Consider the following 19,649-nt stretch of genomic DNA (forward strand, 5'->3'; position numbering starts at 1 on the left):
TAGGCACGTGGTATCGCTAAGCGCGTTACTTTTACCGGTTTTACAAAGGTTCCTCTAATTTGTCTGAATCCTCATTCAAACGCGCGTTCTTGCACCCGCGTTACTGGTTTACATGGTTTGGTCTTGGCGTACTTTGGTTGCTGGTCCAGCTTCCTTACCCGGTGATCCGCATACTGGGCTCAAGACTCGGCAGCGCATCGCGCTATTTCCTTAAACGTCGCGAGTCTATCGCACGTAAAAATCTTGAACTTTGCTTCCCGCACTACAATGCGCAGCAGCGCGAAAAGCTGATCGCTGAGAACTTTAAATCTATCGGCATGGCATTGCTGGAAACCGGTATGGCCTGGTTCTGGCCTGATGAACGCGTGCGTAAATGGTTTGATGTAGAAGGTCTGGATAACCTGAAGCGTGCCCAGGCGCAGAATCGGGGCGTGATGGTCGTCGGGGTTCACTTTATGTCCCTCGAACTCGGTGGACGCGTGATGGGGCTTTGCCAGCCGATGATGGCAACCTACCGTCCGCACAACAGCGCGCTGATGGAGTGGGTTCAGACTCGCGGCCGTATGCGCTCAAACAAGGCGATGATCAGCCGTAACAATCTGCGCGGCATGGTCGGTGCGCTGAAAAAAGGTGAGGCCGTCTGGTTTGCACCCGATCAGGATTATGGCCGTAAAGGCAGCAGCTTCGCGCCTTTCTTCGCAGTTAAAGACGTTGCCACGACCAATGGCACCTTTGTGATTTCACGCCTTTCTGGTGCCGCTATGCTGACCGTAACGATGGTCAGAAAAGCGGATAAATCAGGTTATCGCTTGCACATCTCCCCGGAAATGGCGAACTACCCGGAAAATGAGTGTGAAGCCGCGACCTTTATCAACAAGGTTATCGAGTTCGAGATCATGCGTGCGCCTGAGCAGTATTTGTGGATGCACCGCCGCTTCAAAACCCGTCCGCTGGGCGAAGCCTCTCTCTATATCTAAGCCTTCCAGAAGGTTAGTTTCGCGAAGAAACTAACCTTTTCAATCACCTGTAATTACCCTGAGTAACCGTCTTTTTTCTGCGTCGCTCAACGGGAATTTATTGCGTACTGAAATCAAACTGTCGCCGTTCCACGACACTCGTAAGTGTCGGAAAGTATTTAGAAAAATCCCACTTGTCACCCCCTATTTTTAGGCGTACATTAGCGCCGTCTGACAATGGGAAGCGCAGAATTCTGAGGTGGAGTCTGAGGCGTAGCGGGATAATTCCGATTTCCGTTTTAGCCCGATTTCAACTCTCTATAATCAGGTGGACTCTGTTTTTGAATGCGTACCACAAGATACGCGGAGTGATGAAACGTGAAATATTTCTTTATGGGCATTTCGGTGATTGTTTTAGTCTGGGCCGGAACCTTTGCCCTGATGATCTAGCAAAGAACATGCAGTCAAAAAAACAGGCGCTCAAGGCGCCTGTTTTTTTGTGTCGTCAGGTTTCGGGCTGTTCAGCCACATTTTTTGATGAGAGAAGCCCGTCAGCCCGGAACATGCTCTTAATTCCCCTGACCGCCTGACGAATGCGGTCGCTGTTTTCAATCAACGCAAACCGCACGTGGGTATCGCCATAATCGCCAAACCCGATGCCCGGCGAGACGCACACCTTCGCATCCTGCAGGAGCTTCTTGGCAAACTCCAGCGAACCCATTGCCGCATAGGGCTCAGGAATTTTAGCCCAGACGTACATGGACGCCTTCGGCATTTCCACCATCCAGCCCGCTTCATGCAGACCTTTCACCAGCACATCGCGACGCCGCTTATACTGGGCAGCAATATCCTGTACACACTGCTGATCGCCTTCAAGCGCAGCAATTGCAGCAACCTGTAGCGGCGTAAATGTGCCGTAGTCGTGGTAACTCTTAATACGCGCCAGCGCATTTACCAGCGTTTTGTTACCCACCATAAAGCCAATGCGCCAACCCGCCATGTTGTAACTTTTCGACAGCGTGAAGAACTCGACCGCCACATCGCGTGCGCCCGGCACCTGCATAATGGAAGGCGCCTTCCATCCGTCGTAGACAATATCCGCATAGGCGAGATCGTGAACCACCAGCACGTCGTAACGTTTTGCCAGGGCGACCACTTTCTCAAAGAATTCGAGCTCAACGCACTGGGCCGTTGGGTTCGACGGGAAACCGAGGATCATCATCTTTGGTTTCGGGTAGCTTTCACGAATCGCGCGTTCCAGTTCGTTAAAGAAGTCTACGCCTTCCACCAGCGGCACAGAGCGAACCTGCGCGCCAGCAATCACCGCACCGTAGATATGGATCGGATAGCTGGGGTTTGGCACCAGCACGGTATCACCGTGATCCAGCGTCGCCAGCATCAGGTGCGCCAGCCCTTCTTTCGAGCCAATGGTGACAATGGCTTCACTTTCAGGATCGATGTCCACCTGGTAGCGATCCTGGTACCAGCGGGAAATGGCACGACGTAATCGAGGAATACCGCGAGACGTTGAGTAACCATGCGTATCCGGGCGCTGGGCAACGGTACAGAGTTTCTCAACAATATGCGGCGGCGTTGGGCCGTCAGGGTTACCCATGCTGAAATCGATGATATCTTCGCCGCGCCGACGCGCAGCCATCTTCAGCTCAGCAGTGATATTGAAAACATAAGGGGGGAGACGATCGATACGCGTGAAACGGCGTTCAGGACTGAATTCAGCCATAGATTCCTCAGATTAACGTTAGCGCCCGGACCGTCCGAGCGACGCTGCCACCGATGTGGCGTGCTTAGAAAATAACCTGAAAAAAAACATGCTGTCGAGAGGGAAAGTAAAAAAAAGATATCGCGTTAAAACAGGAACCCTGCTGTCGCTAAAAGCGGAAGGCTGATGACGTAAAAGGGTATTTTAATACCTGTTATTTAACATGACGTTATCATAACCATTACCTCGCTGCGCTTCGTTCAGAAAAATTCAGCCGGACTGAAGAACTTTCCGAACAATCCCCTTTGTAAAATGTGGTTTTTCCTCATTTGATAAACCTGACGGATAGCTGGTCAATACGCGCCAGGTTTTTTATCATGGTTCTTTCCCGATTCTCCAGGTTCACTTGTGCACGAAATATTCGATATGCTGCTGGCGGTATTTGATCGCGCAGCACTAATGCTGATTTGTCTGTTTTTCCTCATTCGCATTCGCCTGTTCCGCGAGCTTCTGCACAAGTCAGCGCACTCGCCAAAAGAGCTGCTGGCCGTAACCGCCATCTTTTCGATGTTTGCCCTTTTCAGCACCTGGTCCGGAGTGCCTGTCGAAGGGTCGCTGGTCAACGTGCGCATTATCGCCGTGATGTCAGGCGGGATACTGTTTGGCCCCTGGGTTGGGGTGATCACTGGATTGATTGCCGGCACACACCGCTATTTGATTGATATCGGCGGCGTGACGGCTATTCCGTGCTTTATTACCAGCATTATCGCCGGGATCCTGTCCGGCTGGATTAACCGCAAATTCCCCAAAAAGCAGCACTGGCGCGCCGGGATCATCGCGGGCATGGTGTGTGAAACCTTGACCATGATTTTGGTTGTGGTGTGGGCACCCACGACCGCTCTTGGGCTGGATATTGTTTCGAAAATCGGTATTCCGATGATCCTCGGCAGCGTCTGCATAGGCTTTATTGTTCTGCTGGTGCAGAGTGTCGAAGGGGAAAAAGAGGCCAGCGCCGCACGTCAGGCCAAGCTGGCACTCGATATTGCCAACAAAACGTTGCCGCTGTTCCGCCACGTTAACGTTGAGTCTTTACGCCAGGTCTGCGATATCATCCGTCGTGATATTCACGCCGATGCCGTCGCCATCACCAATATCGACCACGTGCTGGCCTACGTGGGCGTCGGGGAGCACAACTATCGTGACAACGACGACACCATCAGCCCAACCACCCGACAGGCGATCAACTACGGTAAAATCATCATTAAAAACAATGATGAAGCCCACAGGACGCCCGAAATACATTCCATGCTGGTGATCCCATTGTGGGAGAAAGGGGTCGTCACGGGCACGCTGAAGATTTACTACTGCCATGCGCACCAGATCACCTCCTCATTACAGGAAATGGCGATTGGTCTGTCGCAAATCATCTCAACTCAGCTGGAAGTCTCGCGCGCGGAGCAGCTGCGCGAAATGGCAAATAAGGCAGAGCTACGCGCGCTGCAAAGTAAAATTAATCCTCATTTCCTGTTTAACGCGCTGAACGCCATCTCCTCCTCCATTCGCCTTAATCCGGACACCGCCCGCCAGCTGATTTTCAACCTGTCACGCTATCTGCGCTACAACATTGAATTGAAAGATGACGAGCAGATCGACATCAAAAAAGAGCTTTATCAAATCAAAGATTACATCGCGATCGAACAGGCCCGCTTTGGCGATAAGCTCACCGTCATTTACGATATTGATGAAGAGGTCAACTGCGTGATCCCAAGCCTGCTGATCCAGCCGCTGGTAGAAAACGCCATTGTCCACGGAATTCAGCCGTGCAAAGGCAAAGGCGTAGTGACCATTAGCGTGACCGAGAGCGGGAATCGCGTGCGCATTGCGGTGCGCGATACCGGCCACGGTATCGACCCAAAGGTTATTGAACGCGTGGAATCCAACGAAATGCCGGGCAATAAGATTGGCCTTTTGAATGTCCACCACCGGGTCAAACTGCTGTACGGCGACGGGCTGCACATTCATCGCCTGGAGCCGGGCACAGAAATCGCGTTTTATGTGCCGAATGAACGCACGCCCGTTCATGCACCGATATCCCTGATGCCATAGGCCGGAGTTACAGATGAAAGTCATCATTGTGGAAGATGAGGTTCTGGCTCAGCAGGAGCTGAGCTGGCTCATCAAAACGCACAGCCAGATGGAGATTGTAGGCACCTTCGAAGATGGACTGGACGTGCTAAAGTTCCTCCAGCACAACCGGGTCGATGCCATTTTTCTCGATATTAATATTCCGTCGCTGGATGGCGTGCTGCTGGCGCAAAATATTAATCAGTTTGCCCACAAGCCCTTTATTGTCTTTGTTACCGCGTGGAAAGAGCACGCCGTGGAGGCTTTCGAGCTGGAAGCGTTTGACTACATCCTCAAGCCTTATCAGGAGTCGCGTATTATCAGCATGCTGCAAAAGCTGGAAGCGGCATGGAAACAGCAAGCCGCGCCTGCGACCGCAAGCCCTGCTATCCGGGAGAATGACACCATTAATCTGGTGAAGGATGAAAGGATCATCGTCACGCCTATCGACGATATTTATTACGCCGAAGCACATGAAAAGATGACGTTTGTCTATACGCGACGTGAATCGTACGTGATGGCGATGAACATCACCGAGTTTTGCAGCAAGCTACCTGCGGCGCACTTCTTCCGCTGCCACCGATCGTTTTGCGTCAATTTGAACAAGATCCGCGAGATCGAACCCTGGTTTAACAACACGTATATTTTGCGACTGAAGGATCTCGACTTCCAGGTGCCCGTGAGCCGCAGCAAGGTAAAAGAGTTTCGCCAGCTGATGCACCTGTGAACGTTCCCCTCCCCCGATGGAGAGGGGAATGACCATCAGAGAATTTGTCCCAGAACCTGACGCAAATGCGCACCCGATCCCAGCAGCCCTGGATTATCGTGCACAATCAGGTAAACAGGGATGTCCTGCACGTAGCTTCTGAAGCGCCCTTTATCTTCAAACCCGCCGCGGAAACCGGAGGCTTTAAAGAACTCGAGGAAGCGCGGCATGATACCGCCCGCAATATAGACGCCGCCAAAGGTGCCCAGCGTCAGCGCCAGGTTGCCGCCGAAGCGCCCCATAATCACGCAGAACAGGGACAAGGCACGACGGCAATCGATGCAGCTGTCCGCCAGGGCGCGCTCGGTCACGTCTTTAGGCTGCAGATTTTCAGGCAGACGACCATCAGATTTCACAATCGCACGGTACAAATTGACCAGCCCGGGACCCGACAGCACGCGTTCGGCAGAAACGTGGCCGATCTCAGCACGTAATTCTTCGAGGATAATGCCCTCTTCTTCACTGTTCGGCGCGAAATCCACGTGACCGCCTTCGCCCGGCAGACTGACCCAGCGCTTATCGACGTGGACAAGGTGAGAGACGCCCAGCCCGGTTCCCGCACCGTAAACCGCAATCGGCTTGCCTTCGACCGGCGCGGTGCCGCCAAACTGGATCAGGTGTTCCGGCTTCAGCATCGGGATCGCCATCGATACCGCCGTGAAGTCATTGATGATTTCAAGATGCGCAAAGCCGAGGTTTTTTTTCATTTCGGCAATGGAGAAGGCCCAGGTGTGGTTGGTCATAGCCACCCAGTCACCGGTAATCGGGCACGCAATAGCGATACAGCCGTCTTCGACGCTGACCTTATGCTCTTCAAGATATACGCGAACCACGGCTTCCAGACTTGGATAATCCAGCCCTGAATAGGTTTTCGCCTGGGAAATGTCACCGCTATTTACATCGCAGAGTGCAAGGCGCGCGTTCGTGCCGCCCACATCACCTACCAAAGCATACTTTGTCATTCTTCTACTGCTCCGCTAAAGTCAGAATAAATCTTTGGAACACTGTAAATTCAAGGCGTGATAACAACAACGACCAGAAAGTGAATGCCCCAGGATTATCGATCTTCGTCACAGAATAACTTTACCGTTTCAACACCTTTTGCACTATTGCCATAAAGCTGATTGTGCAAAGTAACGTTATACCGTTTTGTACAAGGAAATCATCATGCTCCACCCGCGAGCCAGAACCATGCTGTTATTAGCAATACCGGCGCTCGTTATTGGCGTTGCTTCAAGCCTGGTGCTCATCGTCGTGATGAAAGTCGCGTCGGTACTGCAAACGATGTTATGGACCGCCCTGCCTGCCAATATGGGCTTCAGCCCTGATTCTCCTGTATGGATTATCGTCATGCTGACGCTCACCGGTATTGCGGTGGGTTTGGTGATTCGTTTCAGTCCGGACCATGCCGGGCCCGATCCCGCGCAGGAACCGTTGATCGGCGCGCCCGTCAGCCCGGCAGCGCTGCCGGGACTGATCGTTGCGCTGATCGTGGGTCTGGCGGGCGGCGTCAGCCTGGGGCCTGAACATCCGATCATGGCGGTCAATATCGCGCTGGCGGTTTTCCTGGGTTCGCGCATTTTACCGCGCGTCAACGCGCTGGACTGGACGATCCTGGCCTCTGCAGGCACCATCGGCGCGCTGTTCGGCACTCCCGTCGCCGCCGCGCTGATCTTCTCCCAGACGCTGAGCGGTAATAATGACGTCCCGCTCTGGGACAAACTCTTTGCGCCGCTGATGGCCGCCGCTGCCGGTGCGTTGACCACCAGCCTGTTTTTCCATCCCCACTTCTCTCTCCCTCTCCCCCACTATGGCCAGATGCAGGTCGCGGACATTTTCAGCGGCGCAATTGTGGTCGCCATCGCCATTGCGCTCGGCATGGTCGCAGTATGGTGTCTTCCGCGCCTGCATCGGCTGATGCATAAGCTCAAACATCCGGTGCTGATTCTGGGCGTCGGGGGGCTGCTTCTCGGCATTCTGGGCGCTATCGGCGGAAAAGTGACGCTGTTTAAAGGCCTGGACGAAATGCAGCAGCTAGCATTCAGTCAGGTGTTTAGCGTGTCGGATTATCTGCTGTTTGCGGTGATAAAGCTGGCGGCGCTGGTCGTGGCCGCCGCGTGCGGTTTTCGGGGCGGACGCATCTTCCCGGCGGTGTTTGTCGGGGTAGCGTTAGGTCTGATGTTGCACGAGCATGTGGACGCCGTACCGGCTGCGATAACCGTTTCGTGTTCGATTCTCGGGCTGGTACTGGTAGTGACGCGGGATGCATGGCTGAGCCTGTTTATGGCCGCCGTGGTGGTGCCTGACTCTACCCTCTTCCCTCTGCTTTGTATCGTGATGTTGCCCGCCTGGCTCCTGCTGGCGGGCAAACCGATGATGATGGCCTGGCGAAACGATAAGTGATCAGGCGTTATTTCGCGCCTCCAGCGCTTTGGTTATCGCGCCCAACAGCGGAGGAATATCCGCTTTGGGCAGCATGACCTCAATGAGCGAAAGCCGCTCATGGTGCGCCACTTTTTCCAGCACGTCCGCCAGCTGATCGACTTCACTGACCCGCCAGCATTCGGCCTGAGGATCCAGGCTCAGTGCCTGCGGGATCTGCGTCCAGTTCCACAGCGCGATATCGTTGTACCGCTGTTCAGGTCCGTGTATGGCCCTCTCAACCGTGTACCCTTCGTTGTTGAGCACCAGGATAATCGGGTGCTGCTTATCGCGCAGCATTGAGCCCATTTCCTGAATCGTCAGCTGTGCGGCACCATCCCCGGTCAGGACAATCACGCGCCGGTCCGGGCATGCCGTCTGCGCGCCAAAGGCCGCCGCCAGCGTGTAGCCAATCGACCCCCAGAGCGGCTGAACAATAAAATTAACGTCCGCAGGTAAGCGAAGATCGATCGCGCCGAACGCCGAGGTGCCCTGATCGGCAAGAATAATGTCGCCGGGACGAATGAAGGTTTGCAGCGTGCTCCAGAAGTTCTCCTGCGTGAGCGAAGCGCCCTCTGCAGGCCAGGAAAAACCACTGTGTGTCGAGGGTGCAGGGCTTTCACGCACATGTTGTTTGCATAACTCTGCCAGCGTCTCAATCGCCTGCAGCATGGGAATGCCCGTAAACCAGACGTCGCCCACGCGGGAAGCATGAGGCTGAACTTCGATGGTCTGAGCGGGAGTGAGCTGGTGAGTGAACCCGGCGGTCAGGGTATCGGTAAACCGCGTACCAATGCACAGCACTGTGTCAGCTCTTTCAATCGCCTCTTTGACCGGCTCCGCGCTCGCTGAACCACTGTAAGTGCCGTAAAAACCCGCCTGACGCTCATCAAAAATCCCTTTCCCCATCAACATGGTGGCGTGTGCCATCGGCACCTCTTTCACCCATTTCTGTAGCGCAGGTTTTAGCCCATGACGGAGCACCAGAAAATCGGCCAGCAGCGCGGTCCGTTTGCTCATGGCCAGGCGACTCCGGGCGGCATCACGAAATGCTTTGAGACAGGCATTGTCCGCGTGAACAGGCTTAACGGTGAGAGCGCTTACAGGTGGTGTCGCGGCTTTTTTCGCCACATCCGCAGGCAACATCAAATAGCCAGGACGGCGTTCGCGCAGCATGGTGGTCAGCACGCGGTCAATTTCGTAGCAGGCATTTTGTTCGGTCAGGATCGCCTGCGCGACAGTGATGGGTTCGCTCATATGGTAAAAATGACGGAACTCACCGTCACCTAAGGTATGGTGCAATAACTCGCCTTTTTGCTGCGCCGCCATTCCCGGCGCCCCCACAATATGCAACACGGGAACGTGTTCGGCAAAGCTACCCGCCACCCCGTTCATAGCGCTTAGCTCTCCGACGCCGAATGTGGTTAACAGCGCGGCAAAGCCCTTACATCGGGCATAGCCGTCTGCGGCATATGACGCGTTAAGCTCGTTGGCACAACCCACCCAACAGATATCCGGGCTGTCTATTACATGGTCGAGAAACTGCAGGTTATAGTCGCCCGGCACGCCAAACAGATGATCGGTTCCACAATCAGTCAGACGGTCCAGCAGGTAATCGGCGACGCAGTATGGGGTACGCATAAACAGGTATCCTTCTAATGTTGTTGTCACCTTGAGTATTAAATAAGCGTGATGACTGTCCAGAAAAGGCAGTAAGAAGGAGTTGGAAAGAATGCTTTACAAAAAATGCTGCGCTATGCTCTCTTTCTTCGCGTTAGTGTAACCGTATACACACGTTTTTCTTATCAGCGTCAGAGGTCACGATCATGCGTTATCAGCCGGATAAAAATCGTTATCAGACAATGCAGTATCGCCGCTGCGGACAAAGCGGGCTGAAATTGCCCGCCATCTCGCTTGGGCTTTGGCATAACTTTGGTGATGCCACGCTCATCGAAAACAGCCGTCAACTTTTACAGCGCGCGTTCGATTTGGGGATTACGCATTTCGACCTTGCCAACAACTATGGTCCTCCTCCCGGTTCAGCCGAACGTAATTTCGGACGCATTTTGCTGGAAGATTTTCTCCCCTGGCGCGATGAGTTAATTATCTCGACGAAAGCAGGATATACCATGTGGGACGGTCCCTACGGCGACTGGGGCTCGCGTAAATACCTGATATCGAGTCTGGATCAGAGCCTGAAACGCATGGGGCTGGAGTATGTCGACATCTTCTACCATCACCGCCCGGACCCGGAAACACCGCTTCAGGAAACAATGAAAGCGCTCGACCATCTGGTGCGACAGGGCAAGGCACTGTACGTCGGGTTATCCAACTATCCTGCGGAACTGGCGCGCCAGGCAATTGAAATCCTTCACGACCTCGGTACGCCTTGTCTTATCCACCAGCCTAAATATTCGATGTTTGAGCGTGCCCCTGAAGCGGGCTTGCTGGATGTACTGCAGCAGACAGGGGTTGGGTGTATTCCCTTCTCTCCTCTCGCGGGTGGTCAATTAACCAACCGTTATTTGAACGGTATTCCAGCGGACTCCCGTGCGGCCAGCGGCAGCAAGTTCCTGAACCCGGATCAGCTCACCGAAGAAAAGCTGGTAAAAGTGCACAAGTTAAACGCCCTTGCCGAAAGCCGCGGTCAGAAGCTGTCGCAGATGGCTCTGGCCTGGATTTTACGCCACGATACTGTGACTTCTGTACTGATTGGGGCCAGTAAAACCGCGCAAATCGATGACGCGGTGGGCATGCTGGACAATCGCCATTTCTCGGAAGATGAACTGACGCGGATCGAAGATATTCTGGCCTGAACAAATTAAAGCCGATTTTAGCAAAAAGTGCTCTTATCCGGGAATTCGGAGTTGAGGCGATGAAACGAGGCTTTACCAACTCGTAATATTGCGTTAACAGGCCCACAAGGCCCCGATCGTGAAGGAGAAGAGTATGTTCAGGTCACTGATTTTAGCAGCGGTATTAATGGCTTCTGCCCCGCTGGTCGCCAATGCTGGCGAGATCACCCTGTTGCCATCAGTAAAATTACAAATTGGCGATCGTGATGACTACGGCAGATACTGGGACGGTGGCTACTGGCGCGACCGTGATTACTGGAACCGTCATTATGAATGGCGTGGTGACCGCTGGCGCAGGCATGATAATGGCCTGCATCGCGGCTGGTATAAAAACAACGCCTATGAACGCGGCTACCGTGAAGGCTGGAACGATCGCGATGACCGTCGTGGCGGCTGGGGCGGACGCGGTGGTAAAGGTCATGGTCACGGTGGTCACGGCCATCGTCACTAACGTAAAAAGGAGCCTTTTGGCTCCTTTTTTTATTTTAAAGACCCAGCGCGGTTCCGACTAACAACCACAGATTCAGCGCCACCACCACGACCACAATCGCCCACCCGGTCCTTTTCACCAGCGTCGAGTTCACGAGATCGCCCATCAGCGTTTTATCGCTGGTAAAAATCAGCAACGGCACCAGCGCAAGGGCAATACCAAAACTCAGCAGGACCTGGCTCATTACCAAAATGCGGGTAGGATCCAGCCCCATCAGAATCACAATAAACGACGGCAGCATGGTGACGGCGCGACGCACCCACAGCGGAATATGAAAACGCACGAATCCCTGCATCACCACTTGCCCCGCCAGCGTACCTACCACCGTGGAAGAGAGGCCAGCAGCCACCAGGCTCAGGCCAAATATCGTTGCTGCGGCATGGCTCAGTAACGGTTCCAGCGTCAGATAAGCCTGATCGAGATCGGCAATCCCCGTGTGACCATTAAAGTGGAAAGCGGCAGCGGCGGTCGCCATCATCGCCAGATTCACGAAACCGGCAATCGTCATGGCAAACGCGACATCCCATTTTGTCGCGGAATAGCGTTCCTTACGGGTGCCACCGTGCAGATGTTGTGTCAGGGAGGAGTGCAGGTAAATCACATGCGGCATAATGGTCGCCCCGAGGACGCCAGCTGCCAGGAATACCGCTTCAGAGGTGGGCAGACTTGGGATCACCATCCCTTTACTCAGCTGCACCAGATTCGGCTGGGAGAAGATCAGCTCCACAATATAGGCTGCAGCAACAAACAGCAGCAGACCGCCGATGACTTTTTCCAGCGGCTTCTGTCCTCGGCGCTGCAGCATCAGAATAAGGAAAGTCGCAATCCCGGTCAGCACAGCCCCCTGCAACAGCGACACGCCGAGGATCAGTTTAAATCCAATCGCAGCCCCAATGAATTCGGCAAGGTCGGTTGCCATGGCGATAATTTCAGCCTGGACCCAGTACAGCCAAACCGCCGGACGCGGGTAGTGGTCGCGGATCTGCTCGGCCAGGTTTTTGCTCGTGGCAATGCCGAGCTTCGCTGAGAGCATCTGGATCAGCATGGCCATCAGGTTTGCCCAGACGACCACCCACAGCAATGTGTAGCCAAAGCTGGCCCCGGCCTGAATGTTGGTCGCAAAATTGCCCGGATCGATATAGCCAATGGCAGCAATGAACGCAGGTCCCATTAATGCGAACCGCAACTTGCGCGCTGCTCTGCCACTGCTACCCTCTACGCGACTGTTTGTCATTTCTGCCTCTGAAATATAGCCTTTGCTATGTTTAATGCTATCAAAATGAGAATGATTATCAAGATCATTTGTAAGGTTTGTAATGATTTCTCTGATAGCTTTTGACGATAGATGGGCAGGTGAGATGCGGGTGCTCTAAATGAAGCAGAGTTAGCGCACACTTTTGTGAAGCCTAGCACACAAACTTAACTTTTCACTCATTTACCTAACATAACAAAAATGTATTGTTGATCACTATTTTTGAGACTCGTCACAGGATGTAACTATAGTGTGTTCTTGATCTCGTTTTCTTTTCGCTTGTTACATAGAATGTGCACGAAAATTAAACCTGCCTCATATTTGGAGCAAATATGGACCGCGTCCTTCATTTTGTCCTGGCACTCGTTGTCGTTACTGCACTCGCATTGCTGGTCAGCACAGACCGCAAAAATATTCGTATTCGCTATGTTGTCCAACTGCTGGTCATTGAAGTATTACTTGCGTGGTTCTTCCTGAACTCCAACGTGGGCCTCGGCTTCGTGAAAGGCTTCTCCGAGATGTTCGAAAAACTGCTCGGGTTTGCTAACGAAGGGACTAACTTCGTCTTTGGCAGCATGAACGATCAAGGTCTGGCCTTCTTCTTCCTGAAGGTGCTGTGCCCTATCGTCTTCATCTCTGCACTGATTGGTATTCTGCAACACATCCGCGTTCTGCCAGTGGTTATCCGCGCGATTGGCTTTCTGCTGTCCAAGGTGAACGGCATGGGCAAACTGGAATCCTTTAACGCCGTGAGCTCACTGATCCTCGGTCAGTCTGAGAACTTCATCGCGTACAAAGATATTCTGGGCAAAATGTCGCGTAACCGCATGTACACCATGGCGGCAACCGCAATGTCTACCGTATCCATGTCTATCGTGGGCGCATACATGACCATGCTGGAGCCAAAATACGTGGTGGCGGCGCTGGTCCTGAACATGTTCAGCACCTTTATTGTGCTGTCGCTGATCAACCCTTACCGTGTTGATGCAAGCGAAGAGAACATCCAGATGTCAAACCTGCATGAAGGGCAGAGCTTCTTCGAAATGCTGGGTGAATACATTCTGGCAGGCTTCAAGGTCGCCATTATTGTTGCCGCTATGCTGATTGGTTTTATCGCGCTGATCGCCGCCCTGAACGCCCTGTTCGCAGCGGTGCTCGGTATCTCCTTCCAGGGCATCCTGGGCTACATCTTCTATCCAATCGCATGGGTGATGGGTGTTCCGGCTCATGAAGCACTGCAGGTTGGCAGCATCATGGCAACCAAACTGGTTTCTAACGAGTTCGTGGCAATGATGGATCTGCAGAAAATTGCCAGCACGCTCTCTCCACGTGCGGAAGGCATTCTGTCCGTGTTCCTGGTTTCCTTCGCAAACTTCTCTTCCATCGGTATTATCGCCGGTGCGATTAAAGGCCTGAACGAAGAGCAGGGTAACGTGGTTTCTCGCTTCGGCCTGAAGCTGGTGTATGGTTCTACGCTGGTGAGCGTACTGTCTGCCTCTATCGCAGCGCTGGTACTCTAACTCGCAGAGTGAAAAAAAACCGGGAGCATGAAAGCTCCCGGTTTTTTTATGCCCGTAATTCGGCAAGCGGTCTGGGTTTACCTAACAGGTAGCCCTGCAGATAATCGACACCAAAGTGCAGCAACATATCCCGCTGCGCCGGGGTTTCCACATATTCCGCAACCACGCAGAGCGATTTTGTTTTCGCCAGATTACATATCGACTGCACAATCATCGCATCCATGTTGTCGCTGCAGATATCCTTTACGAAACAACCATCAATCTTGATGATGTCGGCCTGCAGGCGCTTCAGACGCTCAAAGTTGGCATAGCCTGTTCCAAAGTCGTCAATAGCAATACGGAACCCATGATCCCTCAGCTGCTGGATATTGTTAATGCTACTGCCCGAATTGGAGAAAGCCTGTTCTTCGGTAATCTCGATGACAACAGCCTGGGGCGGGACGGTATAGCGAGCGAAGAGCGCGATAATCTCCGTGGCGACCTCTTTTTGCATCAAGGTCATCGGCATCAAATTGACGGAGAAACGGGTGCCAGCATGTGTGGCGGGATTATCCCGCAGCCAGACCAGTAACTTCTCAACCACATTCAGATCAAAGCGATGGCTCAGGTTAAACTGGGCAATCAGCGGAATAAAGCGATCGGGGGTGATCATCTCTCCCTCGCTCTCCAGGCGCGAGAGGATTTCGTAATATCCTTTCCCCTCGGCATTCTGAATCGACTGGGCATACAGCTGGAGCCCGTCAGCATCAAGCGCACGTTTAATACGCCCTAACATCAGCACCCTGTCGGTGGTTTGCCCGGAGACGTCCTCAATGCTGTTCGTCAGAGCAAGCACATTATGCGCAGCACATGACTGCTCCGCCAACCAGCTAAGCTGCCCAAGCGTATGGTGCAGGTTCTCACCATCTTCAACCTCACCCCAGGACGCCCCAAACTCTACATCCAGCCCAGTGTTGTTCCAGTAAATCTTGCGGCTATTCAGTTGGTCGACCATATGTTGCAGGCGCTCTGACGTTCCCGGCCCCAGCAATACCAACACCAGCTCACTGCCGGGCAACTGGAAAAGCTGCTCATCTTTTTGCAATAAGGGCTGGAGCGACGCGGTAATCATCCGCTTGCAGTGAACCCGCATCAGAATGCCGTAGTGGCGGCTAAGAAACTCCAGATTATCCATTCGCAGACAACACACCTTGGCGTCAGGATGGATCAGAAGAAAGTCATCCAGGGCGCGAATGTTAGGCAAACCGGTCAACGGATCGGTTAACGCCCTGTCCTGCCAGCCCTTCTTCATCCATTCGCTTCGCCGGTAAATCCGCGACATATACAGCAAACAGATGGCGAAAGAGATGAGTACAGACAGGATAAAGGAGAGCGAGTGACCCGACTCCACCCCGTTCAAAAAGTTGTCGTTGTAGGTCAGTAGCAGGAGTGCGGATGCCGCCCAGAGCAATGACATAAGCGCATAACTTAAACAGCTGATGCCCAACGTAAAAAGAATAAAAATAATGGGCACAAGATATCCTGCAATTATAGGTGACTTTAGCGGTGCACATAAAATTGCCATGAGGGCGATCAGAAGCATCAGCCAGACAAATATAAACAATGATTTCTTGTGAAAAAACACCGGCTTCACGCTCCGCAGCCAGAAGGTTCTGGCGTAGCGAGGATTAATAATCATTCTTAATGGATAATAGAACATCATGGTGAAAATCAACGCCGCGCAGATCAGGCTTTGAATATCCACAACGCTGTAAATAAGGGTGCCTTCACCGAAGTAAGTGGAGATTGTTACCGGGAAATCGAATAAATAGCCTGCCAGATACATTGATATTTTGATACCTATCGGCACCATAAAACCCAGCCAAAAAATACGGATCCCGATGTATTTATTAGGCACGCTGTGGCGCCAGCGCCTGCCCAGCACAAGACGGATAATGCCACACACAGCGAAAACTGAAAAAGTCTGACAAAACAGGAGAACTGCATATTGTAGCGGTGCTAAATCAACAGAGAATATATTAGTAATAGTAAAACCTAACAGAACGGGAATAATTGCACGGCGGCCAAACAACAAAATAACGGCCAGCATAACGCTTAAGGGTAGCCATGCTAAATAGACGTCATGCCCGTTAACAATAGCGCGCGGGGAGATATAACGGGAAAATGGCACCGCAATCAGGCATAGCGCTAGGGCAATCATAAATATTTTTACGTTATTGTAAGTTTTTCTATTCATTCAGTCAGGGAATCTATTTTACCAACGTATCATTGACCGGATGGATAATAGGTTTATTAATTGCTCGAATCAAGTTCAAGTCTATTTATAGACTCGTTTATTGATTTGAATTGAGGTGAGGTATAGAAAAAGCGTTTTATCGCAACAAAAGCAGTATAAACATTTTACAAAGGCATAAAAAAACCCCCGTCTTTCGACGAGGGTTCAAATTTTGGTGGAGCTAAGCGGGATCGAACCGCTGACCTCTTGCATGCCATGCAAGCGCTCTCCCAGCTGAGCTATAGCCCCACATGTTACTTTACTTACCGCACTCTGTTGGGTTCAGAGTTTGGTGGAGCTAAGCGGGATCGAACCGCTGACCTCCTGCATGCCATGCAGGCGCTCTCCCAGCTGAGCTATAGCCCCGTCGTAAAGCTGTCATGTTGACGGGCGGCATAATATGAATTCCGCCGCTGAGTGTCAACGGCAAAATCAGTCCCCACCTTTCAATCGCTGAAAAATCATGCAAATGAATCACTTTGCGAGCCTGCTCGCAGTCAGGAGTTAAGCCTGTCACGTTTTCGCGTAAAACGGTGCTATAAGATGAACCACTAATTAACCCTACGAACACTCAGGAAATTGCATGATCAAGGAACGAATGACGCCAGAAGAGTTAGCCGTGCTCACTGGCTATAGCCGTCAGACCATCAATAAATGGGTACGTAAAGAAGGTTGGATTACATCGCCAAAACCAGGCGTTCAGGGCGGCAAGGCGCGTCTGGTGCATGTGAATGAAAAGGTAAGGGAGTTTATCCGCAGTGCCCGCAGGGCGTCTGAGACGCCTGAAGTGCCAGACAGCGCTGGCTACGAGGGTTCACTTCATACTTTACTTCTGACACTGGCAAATGAAATGACGCCGGATGAGCAAAAGCAGCTGACATCGCTGTTACTGCGGGAAGGGATTACCGGATTGTTGCAACGTTTAGGGATTCGCGACCAGAACTAATATGAAAAGATTACGCAGCAAAATGACCACGGATGAACTGGCTGACTGTCTGGGCGTCGCCAGGCAAACCGTTAACCGCTGGATACGCCAGAAGGGATGGAAGACGGAGGGTGTTAACGGTGTAAAAGGTGGAAGAGCAAGACTGATCCATGTCGATGCGCGAGTGAAGGAACATATTATTAGCCTTCCTGCCATCCGTCACCGGCAGGCGATTTACCAGGTGGCCGAAACGCCCTCTCTTTATGGGATACCGTCATCGTCTACCCTGCTCCCACAAATCATCGACTCGCTGGAGAACATGACGCAGGTTGAACAGGAGCGTCTTCTCGTATTGCTGAAGCGCGAGGGGGTAAAAGGATTTCTCTCACGTCTCGGTATTGCTGAATAGCAGACAAAAAAACGGCAGGTTCCCCTGCCGTTTGATTTACTGGCGATTGATTACTGCTGGCTTTCACGCTCAGCAATAAAACCCAGTGCCTTATTGATACGCGCCACGCTACGAGACTTACCAATAGCATGAACGGTAACGTCCAGCGCTGGAGACTGGCCTGCACCGGTCACGGCGACGCGCAGCGGCATCCCCACTTTGCCCATACCGACTTCAAGCTCATCTGCGGTTGCCTGAATCGCGTGATGCACATTCTCCGCGGTCCATTCCGTGATAGCGGCGATTTTGTCACGCACCACTTCCAGCGGCTGGCGGGCAACCGGACGCAGGTGTTTCTTCGCCGCGTCGGCATCAAACTCATCGAATTCTTCGTAGAAGTAACGGCAGCTTTCGGCGATCTCTTTCAGCGTTTTGCAACGCTCACCGAGCAGTTTCACCAGATCGGCCAGTTCAGGACCGGTACGGGTATCGATATTCGCCTGCTCAATGTGCCACTGCAGATACGTCGCGACATATTCTGGCTGCATGGTATTGATGTAATGATGGTTCAGCCACAGCAGCTTATCGGTATTGAATGCGCTCGCTGATTTGCTCACAGAGTTCAGAGAGAACAGTTCGATCATCTCTTCGCGGCTGAAGATCTCCTGGTCACCGTGGGCCCAGCCCAGACGCACCAGATAGTTCAGCAGCGCTTCCGGCAGATAACCGTCGTCACGATACTGCATCACGCTCACGGCACCATGACGTTTAGACAGTTTTTTACCGTCGTCACCGTTGATCATGGACACGTGTGCATACACCGGCACGGGCGCATTCAGCGCCTTCAGGATGTTGATTTGACGTGGCGTGTTGTTGATATGGTCTTCACCACGGACAACGTGGGTGATCTCCATATCCCAGTCGTCCACCACCACACAGAAGTTGTAGGTTGGTGAGCCGTCGGTACGGCGAATGATCAGATCGTCCAGCTCCTGGTTGCTGAATTCAATCGGGCCACGGATCTGGTCATCAAAGATGACAGAACCCTCTTGCGGGTTAGCAAAACGCACAACGCAAGGCTCATCAGCCGCATGCTCGCTATGGTCGTGGCGGCAACGACCGTCATAACGCGGCTTGTCACCGTTCGCCATCTGCTCTTCACGCAAGGCATCCAGACGCTCTTTGGAGCAGTAGCACTTATACGCCGTGCCCGCGACCAGCATTTCATCAATGACCGCGTTATAGCGGTCAAAACGTTTGGTCTGGAAATACGGGCCTTCGTCCCATTCCAGATTCAGCCAGTTCATACCATCCATAATGGCTTCGATTGCTTCCGGCGTGGAGCGCTCAAGATCGGTGTCTTCAATACGCAGCACGAACTCACCTTTGTTGTGGCGTGCAAAAAGCCAGGAATAAAGAGCGGTACGTGCACCACCGACGTGCAGATAGCCTGTCGGGCTCGGCGCGAAGCGAGTTTTGATTTTCATGAAATGGCCTTACGTTATAAAGATGCCGGCAATCGGCAAATCCTGGGGAAAAAACAATGGGCAATATTCTATCACTGTGCGGCGATTCCTCAATGTTGTTCCCTGAATCGGGCCTGAGTTTACTGTTTTTGTTTAGAAATCATGCGCCACTGCCCGTTTCGCGATCGTTTTGTCTAATTTTACGACGAACGAATAAAAACTTTAGAAAATGCGTTGACTCATTTTCAACTCTCCCTATAATGCGACTCCACACAGCGGGGGTGATTAGCTCAGTTGGTAGAGCATCTCCTTTACACGGAGGGGGTCGGCGGTTCGAGCCCGTCATCACCCACCATCTACTTTAAGTAGACTCGCAGTGTAGATAAGAATTGAGATTGGGCGATTAGCTCAGTTGGTAGAGCATCTCCTTTACACGGAGGGGGTCGGCGGTTCGAGCCCGTCATCGCCCACCATTCTCACCTTATCGCAGC

At 52.6% G+C, this 19,649-nt stretch carries 16 protein-coding genes and 4 tRNA genes; 12 read left to right on the plus strand and 8 right to left on the minus strand.

The genetic code is table 11. From position 1 onward, the window contains the following. Positions 1-59: 59 nt before the first annotated feature. The gene (gene lpxP, locus EXW94_RS20210; protein WP_010433190.1) at positions 60-977 is read left to right on the plus strand and encodes a kdo(2)-lipid IV(A) palmitoleoyltransferase; all 918 of its coding nucleotides are present in this window, start codon (positions 60-62) and stop codon (positions 975-977) included. A 357-nt stretch (positions 978-1,334) separates the two neighbouring features. Next, on the plus strand, positions 1,335-1,406 hold the full coding sequence (gene ypdK / locus EXW94_RS28530) for a membrane protein YpdK (RefSeq protein WP_099458937.1): 72 nt from the start codon (positions 1,335-1,337) through the stop codon (positions 1,404-1,406). A gap of 55 nt (positions 1,407-1,461) precedes the next feature. On the opposite strand, the gene alaC is transcribed toward ypdK, so the two are convergent. Further along, positions 1,462-2,697, minus strand: coding sequence for an alanine transaminase (gene alaC, locus EXW94_RS20220; protein ID WP_108416665.1), 1,236 nt, complete (start codon positions 2,695-2,697; stop codon positions 1,462-1,464). 387 nt (positions 2,698-3,084) lie between these two features. Here alaC and EXW94_RS20225 point away from each other — a divergent pair, with 387 nt between their 5' ends. Both EXW94_RS20225 and EXW94_RS20230 read left to right on the plus strand, forming a co-directional pair. Then, on the plus strand, positions 3,085-4,782 hold the full coding sequence (locus EXW94_RS20225; protein ID WP_174340867.1) for a sensor histidine kinase: 1,698 nt from the start codon (positions 3,085-3,087) through the stop codon (positions 4,780-4,782). Positions 4,783-4,795: 13 nt separating this feature from the next. Further along, entirely contained in the window at positions 4,796-5,527 is a 732-nt protein-coding gene (locus EXW94_RS20230) for a LytTR family DNA-binding domain-containing protein (RefSeq protein WP_010433183.1), read from the plus strand. Positions 5,528-5,562: 35 nt separating this feature from the next. Here EXW94_RS20230 and glk read toward each other — a convergent pair whose 3' ends face one another. Then, the gene (glk, locus tag EXW94_RS20235) at positions 5,563-6,528 is read right to left on the minus strand and encodes a glucokinase (RefSeq protein WP_089597886.1); all 966 of its coding nucleotides are present in this window, start codon (positions 6,526-6,528) and stop codon (positions 5,563-5,565) included. A gap of 205 nt (positions 6,529-6,733) precedes the next feature. Here glk and EXW94_RS20240 point away from each other — a divergent pair, with 205 nt between their 5' ends. Further along, the gene (locus EXW94_RS20240) at positions 6,734-7,969 is read left to right on the plus strand and encodes an ion channel protein (protein ID WP_108416669.1); all 1,236 of its coding nucleotides are present in this window, start codon (positions 6,734-6,736) and stop codon (positions 7,967-7,969) included. Here EXW94_RS20240 and ipdC read toward each other — a convergent pair whose 3' ends face one another. Next, the gene (gene ipdC, locus EXW94_RS20245) at positions 7,970-9,628 is read right to left on the minus strand and encodes an indolepyruvate decarboxylase (RefSeq protein WP_174340868.1); all 1,659 of its coding nucleotides are present in this window, start codon (positions 9,626-9,628) and stop codon (positions 7,970-7,972) included. A 185-nt stretch (positions 9,629-9,813) separates the two neighbouring features. Here ipdC and mgrA point away from each other — a divergent pair, with 185 nt between their 5' ends. After that, positions 9,814-10,803: an L-glyceraldehyde 3-phosphate reductase gene (mgrA, locus tag EXW94_RS20250; RefSeq protein WP_174340869.1), complete on the plus strand. Its 990-nt coding sequence runs from the start codon at positions 9,814-9,816 to the stop codon at positions 10,801-10,803. Positions 10,804-10,936: 133 nt separating this feature from the next. Then, positions 10,937-11,293 (plus strand): DUF2502 domain-containing protein, encoded by a 357-nt coding sequence (locus EXW94_RS20255; RefSeq protein ID WP_100165803.1) that lies wholly within the window; start codon positions 10,937-10,939, stop codon positions 11,291-11,293. Positions 11,294-11,327: 34 nt separating this feature from the next. On the opposite strand, the gene EXW94_RS20260 is transcribed toward EXW94_RS20255, so the two are convergent. Further along, on the minus strand, positions 11,328-12,566 hold the full coding sequence (locus EXW94_RS20260; protein ID WP_108416672.1) for an Nramp family divalent metal transporter: 1,239 nt from the start codon (positions 12,564-12,566) through the stop codon (positions 11,328-11,330). Between the two features lie 350 nt (positions 12,567-12,916). On the opposite strand from EXW94_RS20260, the gene nupC reads away from it, so the two are divergent. Continuing rightward, positions 12,917-14,104 carry a nucleoside permease NupC gene (nupC, locus tag EXW94_RS20265; protein ID WP_010433166.1) on the plus strand — a complete coding sequence of 396 codons (1,188 nt, stop codon included), beginning with the start codon at positions 12,917-12,919 and terminating at the stop codon, positions 14,102-14,104. A 46-nt stretch (positions 14,105-14,150) separates the two neighbouring features. Here nupC and EXW94_RS20270 read toward each other — a convergent pair whose 3' ends face one another. The 3 genes from EXW94_RS20270 to EXW94_RS20280 all read right to left on the minus strand — a co-directional run bounded on the left by EXW94_RS20270 (position 14,151) and on the right by EXW94_RS20280 (position 16,745). Beyond that, complete coding sequence (locus tag EXW94_RS20270) at positions 14,151-16,340, minus strand: EAL domain-containing protein (protein ID WP_174340870.1); 2,190 nt, start codon at positions 16,338-16,340, stop codon at positions 14,151-14,153. Between the two features lie 212 nt (positions 16,341-16,552). After that, positions 16,553-16,628 (minus strand) — tRNA-Ala (locus tag EXW94_RS20275). Positions 16,629-16,669: 41 nt separating this feature from the next. After that, a tRNA-Ala gene (locus tag EXW94_RS20280) sits at positions 16,670-16,745 on the minus strand. Positions 16,746-16,962: 217 nt separating this feature from the next. Here EXW94_RS20280 and EXW94_RS20285 point away from each other — a divergent pair. Beyond that, a complete protein-coding gene (locus EXW94_RS20285) occupies positions 16,963-17,325 on the plus strand; it encodes a YfeC-like transcriptional regulator (protein WP_100165800.1) in 363 nt (120 codons plus the stop codon). Position 17,326: 1 nt separating this feature from the next. Continuing rightward, entirely contained in the window at positions 17,327-17,713 is a 387-nt protein-coding gene (locus tag EXW94_RS20290) for a YfeC-like transcriptional regulator (protein ID WP_089597879.1), read from the plus strand. Between the two features lie 50 nt (positions 17,714-17,763). Here the strand turns inward: EXW94_RS20290 and gltX are convergent, their stop codons facing one another. Continuing rightward, a complete protein-coding gene (gene gltX / locus EXW94_RS20295) occupies positions 17,764-19,179 on the minus strand; it encodes a glutamate--tRNA ligase (RefSeq protein ID WP_089597878.1) in 1,416 nt (471 codons plus the stop codon). Positions 19,180-19,437: 258 nt separating this feature from the next. On the opposite strand from gltX, the gene EXW94_RS20300 reads away from it, so the two are divergent. Together EXW94_RS20300 and EXW94_RS20305 are read left to right on the plus strand one after the other, a co-directional pair. Further along, positions 19,438-19,513, plus strand: a tRNA-Val gene (locus EXW94_RS20300). Positions 19,514-19,555: 42 nt separating this feature from the next. Continuing rightward, positions 19,556-19,631, plus strand: a tRNA-Val gene (locus EXW94_RS20305). Positions 19,632-19,649 lie beyond the last annotated feature (18 nt).

Source organism: Enterobacter sp. JMULE2 (assembly GCF_013337145.1).
In the GTDB taxonomy this organism is placed as follows: Bacteria; Pseudomonadota; Gammaproteobacteria; order Enterobacterales; family Enterobacteriaceae; genus Enterobacter; species Enterobacter mori.